A 16,080-nucleotide genomic window follows, 5' to 3' on the forward strand; every position below is an offset into this window, starting at 1 on the left:
TATGTCTGCCGGTTCTCCGGCCGCCGGAGCGGCCGGAGCCTGGCGGAACCTGCGCCCGACCGATCCGGCCGAGCTCGAGCCTTCGCTACTTGGCCTTCTCGAGGATCTCCACGAGCCGCCACCGCTTGGTGGCGGACAGCGGACGGGTCTCCATGATCAGGACCCGGTCGCCGATGCCCGCGGAGTTCTGCTCGTCGTGGACCTTGAGCTTGCTGGTCCGGCGCATGATCTTGCCGTACAGCGCGTGCTTGACACGGTCCTCGACCTCGACCACGACGGTCTTGTCCATCTTGTCGCTGACCACCAGGCCCTCGCGGACCTTACGGCGTCCCCGCACGAGCTCCGCGCCCGCGGTCGTCGTGTTCTCGCTCATGAAGCCACCTCAGTCGGCGCGGCCGAGAGCCCCAGCTCACGCTCACGCATGATCGTGTAGATCCGGGCGATCTCCCGACGGATGACCTGCAGCCGCCGGTTGTTGTCCAGCTGCCCGGTTGCGGCCTGCACGCGGAGGTTGAACAGCTCCGCCTTGGCCTCACGCAGCTTCGTGACCAGCTCCTCCTCGGAGAGCTCACGCAGCTCGGAGGGCTTGACGCCCGCTGCCATCAGGATTCACCCACTTCGCGCGTCACAATCCGGCACTTCATCGGGAGCTTGTGGATCGCGCGACGCATCGCCTCTCGCGCAATCTGCTCGTTCGGGAAGGACATCTCGAAGAGAACCCGTCCCGGCTTGACATTGGCGACCCACCACTCCGGCGAGCCCTTACCGGAACCCATCCGGGTTTCGGCCGGCTTCTTGGTGAGGGACTGGTCCGGGAAAATGGTGATCCAGACCTTGCCGCCACGCTTGATGTGGCGGGTCATCGCGATACGCGCCGACTCGATCTGCCGGTTGGTCACGTACGCCGGCTCGAGAGCCTGGATCCCGAACTCGCCGAACACCACCCGGTTGCCGCCCTTGGACGCGCCGCTACGGTCCGGGTGGTGCGGCTTGCGGAAGCCCTTCGGGGGCTTGCGCGGCATCAGCATCTGTCAGCCCTCCTGCTGCGTTTCTGCCGCGGCGGCGACGGCGGACGCGTCCACCGGCTCGCCACTCGGCGTCTCGGCCTGCTGCGCGACGGTCGTCGCGGCAGCCCGGCCGGCCTCGGTGCCACCGGAGGTCGTACCGGACGAGCCGGAGCGACCACGACGCGGCCGCTCGGGGCGGTCACCGCGATCCCGGCGCGGGCGCGACGGCGCCTCGGCCGGAGTCTCCCGACCCGGCACCGCGTCACCCTTGTAGATCCAGACCTTCACGCCGATGCGGCCGAAGGTGGTACGGGCCTCGAAGAAGCCGTACTCGATGTTGGCCCGCAGCGTGTGCAGCGGAACCCGACCCTCGCGGTAGAACTCCGTGCGGCTCATCTCGGCGCCGCCGAGGCGACCCGAGACCTGCACCCGGATGCCCTTGCACATCGGGTTCTTCATCGCCGACTGCATCGCCTTGCGCATCGCCCGACGGAAGCTGACCCGGCTCGAGAGCTGCTCGGCAACGCCCTGGGCAACCAGCTGCGCGTCCGACTCGGGGTTCTTCACCTCGATGATGTTCAGCTGCACCTGCTTGCCGGTGAGCTTCTCCAGCTCGCCGCGGATCCGGTCGGCCTCCGCACCCTTACGGCCGATGACGATGCCCGGCCGGGCGGTGTGGATGTCGACGCGGACCCGGTCGCGGGTGCGCTCGATGTCGACCTTGGAAATGCCGGCGCGCTCCAGGCCCTTGGACATCATCCGGCGGATCTTGACATCCTCGCCGATGTAGTCCTTGTAGAGCTTGTCCGCGAACCAGCGGGACTTCCAGTCGGTCGAGATGCCGAGGCGGAACCCGTGCGGGTGAACCTTCTGACCCATTACTCGGCGCCCTCCGTGTTGCTCTGCGTCTCGGCCGGTGCGCTCTGCGCCGCCGGTGCCGCCTTCTTCGCCGACTTCTTCGGCGCGGCCGGCGCCACCGCCTCGACCGCCACCGTGATGTGGCAGGTGCGCTTACGGATCCGGTAAGCCCGGCCCTGCGCCCGCGGCTGGAACCGCTTCATGGTCGGGCCCTCGTCCACGAACGCCTCGCTGACGAGCAACGCGTCGGGGTCCAGCCGCTCGTTGTTCTCCGCGTTGGCGATCGCACTCGCGAGCACCTTGTACACCTGCTCGCTCGCAGCCTGCGGCGCGAACTGCAGCACCGTGAGAGCCTCCTTCGCGGGCAGGCCGCGGACGAGGTTGACCACCCGGCGCGCCTTCATCGGCGAGATGCGCACGTATCGCGCAACCGCCCGCGCGCCCGGAAGCACCGGAGCGTCGCCCTTTCCTGGCATCGCTGTAACCCCTTGATCCTCTATCCGTATGCCCGCGGCGTCAGCGCCGGCGGCTCTTCCGGTCGTCCTTCTCGTGACCCTTGAACGTGCGGGTCAGCGCGAACTCGCCGAGCTTGTGCCCGACCATCGCCTCGGTCACGAACACCGGGACGTGCTTACGTCCGTCGTGCACCGCGATCGTGTGCCCGAGCATCTCCGGGATGATCGTCGAGCGCCGCGACCAGGTCTTGATGACGTTCTTCGAGCCCTTTTCGTTCTGCGTCTCCACCTTCTTGAGCAGGTGGTCGTCGATGAACGGGCCCTTCTTCAGGCTGCGAGGCATGTCTTATCTCCCTCAGCCGCGCTTACGCGTGGCGTAGCGACGGCGGACGATCAGCCGGTCACTCGGCTGGCCCTTACGACGGGTGCGGCCCTCGGGCTTACCCTGCGGGTTGACCGGGTGGCGACCACCGGAGGTCTTGCCCTCGCCACCACCGTGCGGGTGGTCGACCGGGTTCATGGCCACACCACGGACGGTCGGGCGCTTGCCCTTCCACCGCATCCGGCCGGCCTTACCCCAGTTGATGTTCGACTGGTCGGCGTTGCCGATCTCGCCGATGCTGGCCCGGCACCGCACGTCCACGCGCCGGATCTCACCCGACGGCATACGCAGGGTGGCGTACACGCCCTCCCGGCCGAGCAGCTGGATGCCGACGCCGGCCGAGCGGGCCAGCTTGGCCCCGCCACCCGGACGCAGCTCCACGTTGTGGATGGTGGTACCGACCGGGATGTTGCGCAGCGGCAGGTTGTTGCCCGGCTTGATGTCGGCGCCCGGACCGGACTCGACCCGGTCGCCCTGCTTCAGGTCCTTCGGCGCGATGATGTATCGCTTCTCGCCGTCGGCGTAGTGCAGCAGCGCGATGCGCGCGGTGCGGTTCGGGTCGTACTCGATGTGCGCGACCTTGGCCGGCACGCCGTCCTTGTCGACCCGCTTGAAGTCGATGATCCGGTACTGCCGCTTGTGGCCGCCGCCCTGGTGCCGGGCGGTGATCCGCCCGTGGGCGTTACGCCCACCCTTCTTCGGCAGCGGTGCCAGCAGCGACTTCTCAGGCGTCGACCGGGTGATCTCGGCGAAGTCGGCGACGCTGGAGCCACGCCGGCCCGGCGTCGTCGGCTTGTACTTACGGATAGCCATTGTCTACACCCCTCAGCTGACCGGGCCGCCGAAGGCCTCGATACGGTCGCCCTCAGCCAGCTTCACCATCGCGCGCTTGGTGTTCTTGCGCTTGCCGAACCCGGTGCGGGTCCGCTTGCGCTTGCCCTCGCGGTTGAGCGTGTTGACCGTCAGGACACGGACGTTGAAGATCTGCTCGATAGCGATCTTGATCGCGGTCTTGTTCGCGTCCGGGTGCACCAGGAAGGTGTACCAGTTGCGGTTCAGCTCGCTGTAGCTCTTCTCCGAGACGACCGGCGCGACGATGATGTCGCGCGGGTCGGCGATCGTGCTCACTTGCCACCCTCCTCGGTGGTCTCGGCGGGAACGCCCAGGAACTCGTCCAGGGCCTCCTTGGTGAAGACCACGTCGTCGGCCACCAACACGTCGTACGTGTTGAGCTGACCGGCTTCGATCAGGTGCACCCGCGGCTCGTTGCGCAGCGACACCCAGTTCAGCTCGTCGACACTGCTCAGCACGACCAGCACCCGACGGGCCTCGGTCACCTTCGTGAGCGCGGCCAGAGCGGCCTTGGTCGACGGCTTCTCGCCCGAGACGAACGCCTCGACGACGTGCACCTGCCCGGCGCGGGCCCGGTCCGAGAGGGCGCCACGCAGCGCGGCAGCCTTCATCTTCTTCGGGGTCCGCTGGCTGTAGTCGCGCGGCACCGGACCGTGCACGACGCCACCGCCGGCGAACTGCGGCGCGCGGATCGAGCCCTGCCGGGCCCGACCGGTGCCCTTCTGCTTGTAGGGCTTCTTGCCGCCGCCGGAGACTTCGCCCCGGGTCTTGGTCTTGTGCGTGCCCTGCCGAGCCGCGGCCAGCTGTGCCACCACGACCTGGTGCATCAGCGGCACGTTGGCCTGCACGTCGAAGATGTCCCCGGGCAGCTCGACCGAGCCGGTCTTGGTGCCTTCGGAGTTCAAGACGTCAACGGTGGTCACTTGGCCGCACCGCCCTTCTTCGCCTTCGTCTTGGCCGCGGTGCGGACCAGGACCAGCGCGCCCTTGGGGCCGGGAATGGCGCCGCGGACGAGCAGGAGGTTGTTCTCGGTGTCGACCGCCTGGACGGTCAGGTTCTGCACGGTGTAGCGCACGCCGCCCATGCGACCCGCCATCCGGGTGCCCTTGAAGACCCGGCCCGGGGTGGCGCAGGCGCCGATGGAGCCCGGCGAGCGGTGCTTGCGCTCGACACCGTGGCTGGCGCGCAGACCGTGGAAGCCGTGCCGCTTCATCGGGCCGGCGTAGCCCTTGCCCTTGGTCTTGCCGGTGACGTCGATCGAGATGCCGGCCGGGAACTCCTCGACCGTGATCTCCTGACCGAGCGAGTAGTCGGCGGCGTCGGAGGTGCGCAGCTCGACGATGTGCCGGCGCGGCGCCACGTCAGCCTTCGCGTAGTGCCCACGCAGCGGCTTCTTGGCCTTGCGCGGGTCAATCGTGCCGTACGCCAGCTGGACCGCGGAGTAACCGTCCTTGTCGGCGTCACGAACCTGGCTGATGACGCACGGGCCGGCCTGAACCACGGTCACCGGAACAACCTTGTTGTTGTCCCAGACCTGGGTCATGCCGAGCTTCGCGCCCAGGATCCCCTTAACTTGCCTGTCCATGTGTCCGGTCCCTACAGCTTGATCTCGATGTCGACGCCAGCCGGCAGGTCGAGGCGCATGAGCGAGTCGACCGTCTTCGGGGTCGGGTCGATGATGTCGATCAGCCGCTTGTGCGTACGCATCTCGAAGTGCTCGCGCGAGTCCTTGTACTTGTGCGGCGAGCGGATGACGCAGAAACGGTTGATCTCCGTGGGCAGCGGCACCGGGCCCGCGACCTGCGCCCCGGTACGCGTCACCGTCTCGACGATCTTCCGCGCCGAGGAGTCGACGACCTCGTGGTCATAGGCCTTGAGCCGGATGCGGATCTTCTGTCCCGCCATGGTGGCTTCTGTTCCTTCTCTCGATGCCGCTGTGTTGCGGGTGTCCTGTACCGGCTGGTACAGACCCTCTTCGCCCACCCCCGCGGTCGGGCGTGTCGCGTTCTGTGGCCCAGCTCCGCCCCGACCTTCCGGAGCGATCCTGACCGCGGTGGGTCGAGGCGCCGATCGCACTACCGCGACCTGAACGCCGCGCGAGGGTGGTTGACGGGTGAACCGCCAACCACCCCACGCCCGACTGTCCTGCCTACCCGGAGGTTCGACGTGAGTCGAACGCGGGCAGCGAACTGTCGTTACGCAACCTGACTAGTATGCCGCACGACCGGCGGCGGGTCTAATCGGGGTTACCCAGCTCACTTGATGATCTTGGTGACGCGACCAGCGCCGACCGTACGGCCACCCTCCCGGATCGCGAACTTGAGGTTTTCCTCCATCGCGATGGGCTGGATCAGCTTCACGGTCATCGTGGTGTTGTCGCCAGGCATGACCATCTCGGTGCCCTCGGGGAGGGTGACGACACCGGTGACGTCCGTGGTCCGGAAGTAGAACTGCGGACGGTAGTTCTGGAAGAACGGGGTGTGCCGGCCACCCTCCTCCTTGGAGAGGATGTAGACGGTCGCCTCGAACTCGGTGTGCGGGGTCGTGGTGCCCGGCTTGATGACCACCATGCCGCGCTCGACGTCCTCGCGCTTGATGCCACGCAGCAGCAGACCGACGTTCTCACCCGCGCGGGCCTCGTCGAGCAGCTTGCGGAACATCTCGATGCCGGTGCAGACCGTCTTCTGCGACTTCTCGCGGATGCCGACGATCTCCACCTCCTCGTTCGGCTTGAGGATGCCGCGCTCCGCGCGACCGGTGACGACGGTGCCACGACCGGTGATCGTGAAGACGTCCTCGATCGGCATCAGGAACGGCTTCTCGGTCTCGCGCTCCGGCTGCGGGATCGCGGTGTCGACAGCGTTCATCAGCTCCAGCAGGCGACCGGTCCACTCCGGGTCACCCTCGAGGGCCTTGAGCGCCGAGACACGCACGACCGGCAGGTCGTCGCCCGGGTACTCCTGCGACGAGAGCAGCTCGCGAACCTCGAGCTCGACGAGCTCCAGCAGCTCCTCGTCGTCGACCATGTCGCTCTTGTTCAGCGCCACGACGATGTACGGCACGCCGACCTGGCGGGCCAGCAGCACGTGCTCGCGGGTCTGCGGCATCGGGCCGTCGGTCGCGGCGACCACCAGGATCGCGCCGTCCATCTGGGCGGCACCGGTGATCATGTTCTTGATGTAGTCGGCGTGACCGGGGCAGTCGACGTGCGCGTAGTGCCGCGCCTCGGTCTGGTACTCGACGTGCGCGATCGAGATCGTGATGCCGCGGGCCTTCTCCTCCGGCGCCTTGTCGATCTCGTCGAACGGGGTGTACGGGTTCAGGTCCGGGTACTGGTCGTGCAGGACCTTCGTGATGGCCGCCGTCAGCGTCGTCTTACCGTGGTCGATGTGACCAATGGTGCCGATGTTGACGTGCGGCTTAGTCCGCTCGAACTTCGCCTTCGCCACTGGTGTCCTCCTGTGGACTTCTTGGTTCGTTCGCCCCGGTACGCCACGAGTGGCGCTTAGGACTCTGTCGACAGCCTTTCCGGCCTGACGGCCGGGAAGCTTTTGTGGGTTCTGCGGCGATGAAGCCTACAGGCCCGGAATTCACCCAATCCGACCGAGGTGGTCGCGGTCGGGGAAACCTCCCGCGACCACCGTCGGATCAGCTCAGGCGGACGTCACTCACCCGTCGCCTTGGCGATGATCTCCTTGGCCACCGAGGCCGGAACCTCGGCGTAGGAGTCGAACTGCATGCTGTAGCTAGCCCGGCCCTGGGTCTTCGACCGCAGGTCGCCGACGTAGCCGAACATCTCCGACAGCGGCACCAGAGCCCGGACGACGCGGGCGCCGCTGCGCTCCTCCATCGCCTGGATGATGCCACGGCGGGAGTTCAGGTCACCGATGACGTCACCCATGTTCTCCTCAGGAGTGGTGACCTCAACGGCCATCATCGGCTCGAGCAGCGCGGGATCGGCCTTGCGGGCCGCGTCCTTCATCACCATCGAGCCGGCGATCTTGAACGCCATTTCCGACGAGTCGACCTCGTGGTACTGGCCGTCCAGCAGCGTCAGCTTGACGCCCACCAGCGGGAAGCCGGCGAGGATGCCGTACTGCATGGCGTCCTGCGCACCCGCGTCCACCGAGGGGATGAACTCCCGGGGGATACGGCCACCGGTGACCGCGTTGGCGAACTCGTAGGTCGGCGCGTCGTTGCCCAGCGGCAGCGGCTCCAGGCTGACGATCACCCGGGCGTACTGGCCGGAACCACCGGTCTGCTTCTTGTGGGTGTACTCGACCTTCTCCACCTTGCGGCGGATGGTCTCGCGGTACGCCACCTGCGGCTTACCGATGTTCGCCTCGACGTTGAACTCGCGGCGCATCCGGTCGACCAGGATGTCCAGGTGCAGCTCGCCCATGCCGGAGATGACCGTCTGACCGGTCTGGTCGTCCAGCTTGACGCGGAAGGTCGGGTCCTCCTCGGCCAGCCGCTGGATGGCGGTGCTGAGCTTCTCCTGGTCGGCCTTGGTCTTCGGCTCGATGGCCACCTCGATGACCGGCTCCGGGAAGGTCATCGACTCCAGGATGACCGGGTTCGCCGGGTCGGCCAGGGTGTCACCGGTGGTGGTCTGCTTCAGACCCTGCACCGCGATGATGTCGCCGGCCTTCGCGGTGCTGCGCTCTTCCCGCTTGTTGGCGTGCATCTGGTAGATCTTGCCGATCCGCTCCTTGCGGTCCTTGGTGGAGTTGACCACCTGGGAGCCGGACTCGAGCGTGCCGGAGTAGATCCGCACGTAGGTGAGCTTGCCGAGGTGCTTGTCCGTCTGGATCTTGAAGGCCAGGCCGGAAAACGGCTCGGACACCGACGGCTTGCGCTGCATCGGGGTCTCGCCGTCGGTGGCCGTACCCTCGATCGCCGGGATGTCCAGCGGCGACGGCAGGTACGCGACGACCGCGTCCAGCATCGGCTGGATGCCCTTGTTCTTGAAGGCGGTACCGGTGAGGACCGGGTTGGCCTTGCCGGCGATGGTGGCCCGACGGATGGCGGCCTTGATCTCCTCGACGGAGATCTCCTCGCCCTCCAGGTACTTCTCCATCACCGCGTCGTCGACGTCGGCCAGGGTCTCCATCAGCTTCTCGCGCCACTCGGCTGCGGAGTCGGCCAGCTCGGCCGGGATCTCCTCGACCGCGTAGTCCTCACCCTTCTGGGTCTCGCCACGCCAGGTGAGGGCGCGCATCTCGACCAGGTCGACCACGCCGATGAAGTCGCTCTCGGCGCCGATCGGGATCTGAAGCACCAGCGGAGTGGCGTTCAGCCGGTCGATCATCATCTGCACGCAGCGGAAGAAGTCCGCGCCGGTGCGGTCGAGCTTGTTGACGAAACACATCCGGGGGACGTTGTACTTGTCCGCCTGACGCCAGACGTTCTCCGTCTGCGGCTCCACGCCGGCCACACCGTCGTAGACCGCGACCGCACCATCCAGCACCCGAAGCGACCGCTCCACCTCGACGGTGAAGTCGACGTGGCCGGGCGTGTCGATGATCTGGATCGTGTGGCCCTTCCACTCGCACTTCGTGGCGGCGGAAGTGATGGTGATACCGCGCTCCTGCTCCTGCTCCATCCAGTCCATGACGGCGCCGCCCTCATGAACCTCACCGATCTTGTACGTGATACCGGTGTAGAACAGGATTCGCTCGGTGGTAGTGGTCTTACCGGCATCGATGTGCGCCATGATGCCGATGTTGCGTACGTTGGCGAGCGCGTCTGCGGCGGCCACTTCAATCCCTACTTATCGTCGTCTCGACACAACTGGTGGCGGCCCCGGCGCCGATCGGGCGCCGGGACCTCAGGTGTTACCAGCGGTAGTGCGCGAAGGCCTTGTTGGACTCCGCCATCTTGTGGGTGTCCTCACGCCGCTTGACGGCGGCACCGAGGCCGTTGCTCGCGTCCAGCAGCTCGTTCATCAGCCGCTCGACCATGGTCTTCTCGCGACGGGCGCGGGAGTAGGTGACCAGCCAGCGCAGGCCCAGGGTGGTCGCCCGGGCCGGACGGACCTCGACCGGAACCTGGTAGGTCGCGCCACCGACACGGCGGCTGCGGACCTCGAGGGTCGGCTTGACGTTGTCCATCGCACGCTTGAGCGTGACGACCGGGTCGGTGCCGCTCTTCTCGCGGCAGCCCTCCAGGGCGGCGTAGACGATGCGCTCGGCGAGCTGACGCTTGCCGCGAAGCAGGATCTTGTTTACCAGCTGGGTGACCAGCGGCGAGTTGTACACCGGGTCAGCGACCAGCGGCTTACGCGGGGCAGGTCCCTTACGCGGCATGTCAGCTCTTCTCCTTCTTCGCGCCGTAACGGCTGCGCGCCTGCTTGCGGTTGCGGACACCCTGGGTGTCCAGCGAGCCGCGGACGATCTTGTAACGCACGCCGGGGAGGTCCTTCACACGACCACCGCGGACGAGCACGATCGAGTGCTCCTGCAGGTTGTGCCCGACGCCCGGGATGTAGGCGGTCACCTCGACCTGGCTGCTGAGCTTGACACGAGCAACCTTGCGCAGCGCCGAGTTCGGCTTCTTCGGGGTGGTGGTGTACACGCGGGTGCACACGCCGCGCCGCTGAGGGGAACCCTTCAGCGCCGGGGTCTTGGTCTTGGTGGTCTTCGCCTGGCGGCCCTTTCGGACCAGCTGTTGGATCGTGGGCACCGGGTTTCTCCGCTCCCTTCGGCCGCTGTCGCGACCGCGCCGTCTGCTGTAGCCGACCTGATGACCGGCTCTCCTACATTCCGACCAGGGCCACCTCACGGAGGTCCCGGCACCCGCGGTCGGGCGTGTCGCCCGCCCACGGTCCCGGTTCCGCACGCTTGTGAGCGCAGCCCCGGGGGTCTGTCACCGGCACACGAGACCGTGCGCCGGATCTTTGGCTCATTCGTGGCGCCTTCCGGAAACCGGAGGCCGGATCCAGCGCACGCACGATTTGCCCGGGCTGGCCCGGGCACAAGGGGAAAGAGTACCTACCACAGCCGCGCAGGTCAAAACGGGAGACCTGCCGAACTTCTCACCGCTCGGCAACCGGCTCCGTCGCTCCACCCGCCCGTGATGGGCACCTACGGATACAAGTGTACCGGCTCCACCGGAAACCACCCGCCGAGCCCCCGAGCCGACGCCAGCAGTCTGACGCGCAGCATCAGCCGCTGTGATCAGGCATCTTGCTCAGGCCAGCGTCAGCAGGAGGGCCAGACCCACGCCGAGCAGGCTCAACAGCAACCCGACGCCGCCGCAGCTGATCCCGGCGATGGCGAGACCACGGCCGGTGAACCGCACCGCCGGCGCCGGTGCCGGCCGCCGGATCTGCCGGACGCCCAGCAGGCCGGCCACCAGGGCGCCGGCCCCGGTGAGGCCGCCGAGGGTGGCGAAGGAACCGGCCGCCCAGACACCGTTCAGCCCGCCGCCCACCGAACCCACGCAGATGACCAGGAACGACACCAGGATGGAGATGACGCCCGCGACCAGGGAGCCGACCGCCAGGCCCGAGGTGACCGGCGGCACATCCAGGTGCACCATCGCGAACGGAGTGCCCGGTACGGGCTCCACCCGACTCGGCGGTCGGGGCCGCTCCTGCGGCGGCGGGACCGGGCCACCACCGCCGTGCCCCGGGCCGGGACCCCACCCGCCGGGTGCGCCCACACCCGGCCCACCCGGCCCGGACGGCACAACCCCGAACGACGGCCCGGACGGACCGGATCCGAACGACGGCGCGGAGGGGGCAGGCCCGAACGACGGCCCAGAGGGTGCGGACCCGAACGGCGCTGCGGAGGGTGCGGACCCGAACGGCGGCGCGGACGGTACGGGTCCGTACGGGGCAGGTGGGGACGGCGGGTACCCGGCGGAGAAGTCTGCCCCGATCGGTCCCGGTGGTGCCCACCTGTCCGGTTCCGGTGCACCGGCCTCCGAGTGCCCGGCGGTGGGCTGAGCGGGTTCGCCGCTCTCGGGACGCGCCGGTTCCGTCACGGGAATCCTCCTCATCGGCCGCGTCCACCGCCGCGCGGCGGACACCGTCAGGCTACCGTCGCCGGTCAGCCCACCGGCCTGCGGCGCGAGAGCGAGCTCAGTCCACGTTCGGCGCGAAGTCGTGCCCGTAGGGTGCCTCGGCGAGCCGGATCACGCCGATCACCAACGCGACGACCACGCTGACCGCGACCAACCCCAGGCCCGTCCAGGCCAGGGTCTCTCCGCGCCGCAGCCAGGCCGCGCCGGTCAGAAAACCCCCTGAGGCGTACGCCTCGCGGCGCGCCTGCCGGGCCAACTGGAGCGCCACGGTAGCGGGTACCACTCCCCCGATGAACAGTCCGGTCAGCGCACCCATCAGCCCGAGCGCGAAGACGGCCCGCGCCTTCGTGGCCCGGACCGGGTCCGGGTCGAGCGGGTGCCGGGGCGGCCCGGGCGGTGAAGCGACCGGCATCGGTCCGGCGGCGGTCGTCATGCCTCCATCATGCCCCGCCCATGGCGGATCGGTAGGAGCATGACCGCCGCCACCGACGACGAGGCCCCCGGCGGGTTGCCGGGGGCCTCGTCGTCAGAGCGAACAACTCAGCGGTACGACCCGAAGTCGAAGTCGTCAAGCGGAACCGCCTGGCCGCTGGCCGGCCCGAAGCCGTAGTCGGTCTCCGGGTAGCCGGTCATCGAGTAGACCTTGGCCTTCGCCTCCTCGGTCGGCTCGACCCGGACGTTGCGGTACTTGCTGATGCCGGTACCGGCCGGGATGAGCTTACCGATGATCACGTTCTCCTTGAGACCGATCAGCGAGTCGCTGCGGGCGTGGATCGCCGCGTCGGTCAGCACCCGGGTGGTCTCCTGGAAGGAGGCCGCCGAGAGCCAGGAGTCGGTGGCCAGCGAGGCCTTGGTGATACCCATCAGCACCGGACGGCCTGCCGCGGGCTCGCCGCCCTCGCCGACGAGTCGGCGGTTCTCCGACTCGAACAGCGCCCGGTCGACGAGCACACCCGGCAGGAACTCGGTCGAGCCGGAGTCGATGACCGTCACCCGCTTGAGCATCTGGCGGATGATGATCTCGATGTGCTTGTCGTGGATGAGCACACCCTGCGAGCGGTAGACCTCCTGGACCTCCTGGGTCAGGTGGACCTGGACCGCCCGCGGGCCGAGGATGCGCAGCAGCTCGTGCGGGTCGATGGTGCCCTCGGTGAGCTTCTCGCCGACCTCGACGTGGTCGCCGTCGTGCGCCCGCAGCCGGACCCGCTTCGAGATCTTGTCGTACACGATCTCGTCGCTGCCGTCGTCCGGGATGACGACGATCTTGCGCGACCGCTCGCCGTCCTCGATCCGGATCCGGCCCGGGGTGTCGGCGATCGGCGCCTTGCCCTTCGGGATCCGGGCCTCGAAGATCTCCTGGACACGGGGCAGACCCTGGGTGATGTCCTCACCCGCGACACCACCGGTGTGGAAGGTACGCATCGTCAGCTGCGTACCCGGCTCACCGATCGACTGGGCGGCGATGATGCCGACCGCCTCGCCGACGTCCACGATCTTGCCGGTCGGCAGCGAACGGCCGTAGCACGCACCGCAGACGCCCAGCTTCGACTCGCAGGTGAGCACGCTGCGCACCCGGACGGTCTCCACCCCGGCGGCGACGATCTTGTCGACCAGGATCGAGTTGATGTCCGAGCCCCGCTCGGCGACGACGGTGCCGTCCGGCCCCTTGATGTCGTCGGCCAGGGTACGGGCGTGCACGCTGGTCTCCGCGTGCTCGTGCACCACGAGCCGGCCGTCGAGCTGCTGACCGATCTGCATCGGGATGGCCCGGTCGGTGCCGCAGTCCTCCTCGCGGATGATGACGTCCTGCGAGACGTCCACCAGACGACGGGTCAGGTAGCCCGAGTCGGCGGTACGCAGGGCGGTGTCCGCGAGGCCCTTACGGGCACCGTGCGTGGAGATGAAGTACTCCAGCACGGACAGACCTTCCCGGTAGCTGGCCTTGATCGGCCGCGGGATGATCTCACCCTTCGGGTTGGCCACCAGACCACGGATCGCCGCGATCTGCCGGAGCTGGAGCAGGTTACCGCGAGCACCCGAGTTGATCATCTTCCACAGCGGGTTCTCCTGCGGCAGCGCGGTGTCCATCTCCTTGGCGACCTCGTTGGTCGCCTTGGTCCAGATCTCGATGAGTTCGCCGCGACGCTCCTCGGCGGTCATCAGACCACGCTGGTACTGCTTGTCGATCCGGTCGGCTTCCTTCTCGTACTTCTCCAGGATCTCCCGCTTGCGCGGCGGAGCGATGACGTCCTCCATGCCGATGGTCACGCCGGACCAGGTGGCCCAGTGGAAACCGGCCTCCTTGAGCCCGTCGAGGGTGGCCGCCAGGGCCACCTTCGGGAACCGCTCGGCGAGGTCGTTGACGATCGCGGAGAGCTGACCCTTGCGGATCTCGTAGTTCACGTACCGGTAGCCCTGCGGCAGGGTCTCGTTGAACAGCACCCGGCCGAGCGTGGTCTCCACGGTCAGCGGCTCACCCTGGGTCCAGCCCTCGGGCGCGGTCCACGGCTGCGCGCCGGCACCGTTGTCGACCTCGACCACACCCTGCAGCCGGATCTTGACCGGCGCCTGCAGGTGCAGCTCGCCGTTGTCGTACGCCATCCGCGCCTCGGCGTCCGAGCTGAACGCCCGACCCTCGCCACGCTCACCGGTGGTGAGGTGGGTCAGGTGGTACAGGCCGATGACCATGTCCTGGGTGGGCATGGTGACCGGCTTGCCGTCGGCCGGCTTGAGGATGTTGTTCGACGACAGCATCAGGATCCGCGCCTCGGCCTGGGCCTCGGCGGACAGCGGCACGTGCACCGCCATCTGGTCACCGTCGAAGTCGGCGTTGAACGCGGTGCAGACCAGCGGGTGGATCTGGATGGCCTTGCCCTCGACCAGCTGCGGCTCGAAGGCCTGGATGCCCAGGCGGTGCAGGGTCGGCGCCCGGTTGAGCAGCACCGGGTGCTCGCCGATGACCTCTTCCAGCACGTCCCACACGACCGGCCGCTGCCGTTCGACCATCCGCTTGGCGGACTTGATGTTCTGCGCGTGGTTGAGGTCGACCAGCCGCTTCATCACGAACGGCTTGAACAGCTCCAGCGCCATCTGCTTGGGCAGGCCGCACTGGTGCAGCTTGAGCTTCGGGCCGACCACGATGACCGAACGGCCGGAGTAGTCGACGCGCTTGCCCAGCAGGTTCTGGCGGAACCGGCCCTGCTTGCCCTTGAGCATGTCGGACAGCGACTTCAGCGGACGGTTACCCGGACCGGTGACCGGCCGGCCCCGACGGCCGTTGTCGAACAGCGCGTCGACGGCCTCCTGGAGCATCCGCTTCTCGTTGTTGACGATGATCTCGGGCGCACCGAGGTCGATCAGCCGCTTGAGCCGGTTGTTCCGGTTGATCACCCGGCGGTAGAGGTCGTTCAGGTCGCTGGTCGCGAACCGGCCACCGTCGAGCTGCACCATCGGACGCAGGTCCGGCGGGATCACCGGTACGCAGTCCAGCACCATGCCGAGCGGCGAGTTGCGGGTGTTCTGGAACGCCGCCACGACCTTCAGCCGCTTGAGCGCCCGGATCTTCCGCTGGCCCTTGCCGGTACGGATGGTCTCGCGCAGGCTCTCCGCCTCGGCGTCGAGGTCCATGTTCTGCACCAGGGCCTTGATCGCCTCGGCGCCCATGCCACCGGTGAAGTACTCGCCGAACCGGTCGCGCAGCTCGCGGTAGAGCAGCTCGTCGGTGACCAGCTGCTTCGGCTCCAGCTTGCGGAAGGTGTCCAGCACCTCGTCCAGGCGGTCGATCTCGCGCTGGGCCCGGTCGCGGATCTGGCGCATCTCGCGCTCTCCGCCCTCCTTGACCTTGCGCCGGACGTCCGCCTTCGCGCCCTCGGCCTCCAGCTCGGCCAGGTCGGCCTCGAGCTTGGCGGCCCGCTTCTCGATCTCCGAGTCGCGGCTGTTCTCCGACTGCCGCTTCTCGGCCAGGATCTCGTTCTCGATGGTCGAGAGGTCACGGTGACGCGACTCGGCGTCCACGCTCGTCACGACGTACGAGGCGAAGTAAATGATCTTTTCGAGGTCCTTCGGGGCGAGGTCCAGCAGGTAGCCCAGCCGGCTCGGCACGCCCTTGAAGTACCAGATGTGGGTCACCGGGGCGGCCAGCTCGATGTGGCCCATCCGCTCCCGGCGGACCTTCGAGCGGGTCACCTCGACGCCGCAGCGCTCACAGATGATGCCCTTGAAGCGGACCCGCTTGTACTTACCGCAGTAGCACTCCCAGTCCCGCTGCGGACCGAAGATCTTCTCGCAGAAGAGACCGTCCTTCTCCGGCTTGAGGGTACGGTAGTTGATCGTCTCGGGCTTCTTGACCTCGCCGTGCGACCACTGACGGATGTCGTCCGCGGTCGCCAGCCCAATTCGCAACTCGTCGAAAAAGTTGACGTCGAGCACGTTCAATTCCCTCACACGTCGCTTGTTGCGTCAGCAGCTCACCGGGTTCGGCTTCGGGGCGGGGCGACCC

General features: G+C 68.0%; 18 protein-coding genes. All 18 read right to left on the bottom strand.

Annotation, left to right across the window (positions count from 1 at the left end):
• Nucleotides 1–85: 85 nt before the first annotated feature.
• On the bottom strand, nucleotides 86–373 hold the full coding sequence (gene rpsQ / locus EG812_RS08175) for a 30S ribosomal protein S17 (RefSeq protein ID WP_013735945.1): 288 nt from the start codon (nucleotides 371–373) through the stop codon (nucleotides 86–88).
• Complete coding sequence (rpmC, locus tag EG812_RS08180; RefSeq protein ID WP_013735946.1) at nucleotides 370–603, bottom strand: 50S ribosomal protein L29; 234 nt, start codon at nucleotides 601–603, stop codon at nucleotides 370–372. Before rpmC ends, rpsQ begins: the two co-directional genes overlap by 4 nt.
• Nucleotides 603–1,028: a 50S ribosomal protein L16 gene (gene rplP / locus EG812_RS08185; protein ID WP_013735947.1), complete on the bottom strand. Its 426-nt coding sequence runs from the start codon at nucleotides 1,026–1,028 to the stop codon at nucleotides 603–605. Before rplP ends, rpmC begins: the two co-directional genes overlap by 1 nt.
• Nucleotides 1,029–1,031: 3 nt before the next feature.
• Nucleotides 1,032–1,886 (bottom strand): 30S ribosomal protein S3, encoded by an 855-nt coding sequence (rpsC, locus tag EG812_RS08190; protein WP_013735948.1) that lies wholly within the window; start codon nucleotides 1,884–1,886, stop codon nucleotides 1,032–1,034.
• Entirely contained in the window at nucleotides 1,886–2,341 is a 456-nt protein-coding gene (gene rplV / locus EG812_RS08195; protein ID WP_043721958.1) for a 50S ribosomal protein L22, read from the bottom strand. Before rplV ends, rpsC begins: the two co-directional genes overlap by 1 nt.
• A 40-nt stretch (nucleotides 2,342–2,381) precedes the next feature.
• Nucleotides 2,382–2,663 (bottom strand): 30S ribosomal protein S19, encoded by a 282-nt coding sequence (rpsS, locus tag EG812_RS08200; protein ID WP_013735950.1) that lies wholly within the window; start codon nucleotides 2,661–2,663, stop codon nucleotides 2,382–2,384.
• 12 nt (nucleotides 2,664–2,675) lie between these two features.
• Complete coding sequence (gene rplB / locus EG812_RS08205; protein WP_013735951.1) at nucleotides 2,676–3,515, bottom strand: 50S ribosomal protein L2; 840 nt, start codon at nucleotides 3,513–3,515, stop codon at nucleotides 2,676–2,678.
• 12 nt (nucleotides 3,516–3,527) lie between these two features.
• Nucleotides 3,528–3,830, bottom strand: a complete 303-nt coding sequence (gene rplW / locus EG812_RS08210; RefSeq protein ID WP_013735952.1) for a 50S ribosomal protein L23 — start codon at nucleotides 3,828–3,830, stop codon at nucleotides 3,528–3,530.
• Nucleotides 3,827–4,477, bottom strand: coding sequence for a 50S ribosomal protein L4 (gene rplD / locus EG812_RS08215; protein ID WP_013735953.1), 651 nt, complete (start codon nucleotides 4,475–4,477; stop codon nucleotides 3,827–3,829). Before rplD ends, rplW begins: the two co-directional genes overlap by 4 nt.
• Nucleotides 4,474–5,139, bottom strand: coding sequence for a 50S ribosomal protein L3 (gene rplC / locus EG812_RS08220; protein WP_043721961.1), 666 nt, complete (start codon nucleotides 5,137–5,139; stop codon nucleotides 4,474–4,476). The genes rplD and rplC overlap by 4 nt, the downstream gene beginning before the upstream one ends.
• Nucleotides 5,140–5,150: 11 nt before the next feature.
• Nucleotides 5,151–5,459, bottom strand: coding sequence for a 30S ribosomal protein S10 (rpsJ, locus tag EG812_RS08225; protein ID WP_007073037.1), 309 nt, complete (start codon nucleotides 5,457–5,459; stop codon nucleotides 5,151–5,153).
• 350 nt (nucleotides 5,460–5,809) lie between these two features.
• Complete coding sequence (gene tuf, locus EG812_RS08230) at nucleotides 5,810–7,003, bottom strand: elongation factor Tu (protein WP_013735955.1); 1,194 nt, start codon at nucleotides 7,001–7,003, stop codon at nucleotides 5,810–5,812.
• A 215-nt stretch (nucleotides 7,004–7,218) separates the two neighbouring features.
• Nucleotides 7,219–9,315, bottom strand: a complete 2,097-nt coding sequence (fusA, locus tag EG812_RS08235; RefSeq protein ID WP_013735956.1) for an elongation factor G — start codon at nucleotides 9,313–9,315, stop codon at nucleotides 7,219–7,221.
• Between the two features lie 76 nt (nucleotides 9,316–9,391).
• Entirely contained in the window at nucleotides 9,392–9,862 is a 471-nt protein-coding gene (gene rpsG, locus EG812_RS08240) for a 30S ribosomal protein S7 (protein ID WP_013735957.1), read from the bottom strand.
• A gap of 1 nt (nucleotide 9,863) precedes the next feature.
• A complete protein-coding gene (gene rpsL, locus EG812_RS08245) occupies nucleotides 9,864–10,238 on the bottom strand; it encodes a 30S ribosomal protein S12 (protein ID WP_013735958.1) in 375 nt (124 codons plus the stop codon).
• A gap of 507 nt (nucleotides 10,239–10,745) precedes the next feature.
• Nucleotides 10,746–11,126 (bottom strand): hypothetical protein, encoded by a 381-nt coding sequence (locus EG812_RS08250; protein WP_013735959.1) that lies wholly within the window; start codon nucleotides 11,124–11,126, stop codon nucleotides 10,746–10,748.
• A gap of 514 nt (nucleotides 11,127–11,640) precedes the next feature.
• The gene (locus EG812_RS08255; RefSeq protein WP_126711240.1) at nucleotides 11,641–12,015 is read right to left on the bottom strand and encodes a hypothetical protein; all 375 of its coding nucleotides are present in this window, start codon (nucleotides 12,013–12,015) and stop codon (nucleotides 11,641–11,643) included.
• A 107-nt stretch (nucleotides 12,016–12,122) separates the two neighbouring features.
• Complete coding sequence (locus EG812_RS08260; protein ID WP_013735961.1) at nucleotides 12,123–16,010, bottom strand: DNA-directed RNA polymerase subunit beta'; 3,888 nt, start codon at nucleotides 16,008–16,010, stop codon at nucleotides 12,123–12,125.
• Nucleotides 16,011–16,080 lie beyond the last annotated feature (70 nt).

Source organism: Verrucosispora sp. FIM060022 (assembly GCF_003977705.1).
Lineage (GTDB): Bacteria > Actinomycetota > Actinomycetes > Mycobacteriales > Micromonosporaceae > Micromonospora > Micromonospora gifhornensis.